This window comes from Paracoccus sp. MKU1 (genome assembly GCF_001447385.1).
In the GTDB taxonomy this organism is placed as follows: domain Bacteria; phylum Pseudomonadota; class Alphaproteobacteria; order Rhodobacterales; family Rhodobacteraceae; genus Paracoccus.
Window position 1 is genome coordinate 1 of sequence record NZ_LLWQ01000231.1, and the last position, 775, is coordinate 775.

Genomic DNA, 775 nt, shown 5'->3' on the forward strand with positions numbered 1-775 from the left:
GTCCCAGCGGCCGTCCTCCTCGAACATGTAGTTGATCGCCTTGGCGACGGGGTTGTGCTTCGACATTCGGGCGCGTTCGGTCCGCAACCAGTTGTGCAGATCCTGGACCATCGGGCGCACCAGCCGCTGACGGGCGTCATGGCGGGCCTCGGCGGTCAGGCCGGTGATCTCGCGCTCGGCATCGAAGATGGCGTCGAAGCGTTTGACGGCCTCCAGCGCGATGGGCGAGATCTCTACGGCCACCTTTTTGCCCTTGCGGGCTGTGGCTTTGATATCCGCCAGTTCGAAGAACTTGCGCCGGGCATGCGACCAGCACAGCGCGCTCAGCACCGGCGCGGGCCTGTGGCTGGCATGGTAGAGGTCGTTGTAACCGCCATAGGCATCGGCTTGCAGGGTGCCGGTCCAGCCCGCCAGATGACGGGTCGGGTGTTCTTTCCTGCGGTCGGTTGAGAAGTAATAGAGCGCTGCCGGCGGCGCCCCACCGGCAAAGGGCCGGTCATCCCGCAGATAGGTCCAGAGCCGGGCGGTTTGCGTGCCACCTTTGGCCAGCAGCGGCACGGTCGTGTCGTCAGCATGCAATCGCTCGGCGCCGAGGACATGGGCACGGATCAGATCGTGGAGCGGCTGCAGCGCCACGGCACAGGCCCCGACCTGATCGGCCAGGGTCGAGAGGCTGATCTCGACGCCCTCCTTCGCATAGCGCTCGGCCTGCCTGTTCAGGGGCTGATGCTGGCCAAACTTCTCGAACAGCACCATGGCCAGCAGGTTCGGGCCG

At 65.9% G+C, this 775-nt stretch carries 1 protein-coding gene; it reads right to left on the reverse strand.

The genetic code is table 11. The annotated features are described in order from the left end of the window. Nucleotides 1–775: IS66 family transposase (locus AQY21_RS27040; RefSeq protein WP_152988352.1), on the reverse strand; the 775-nt coding region annotated here is incomplete at both ends.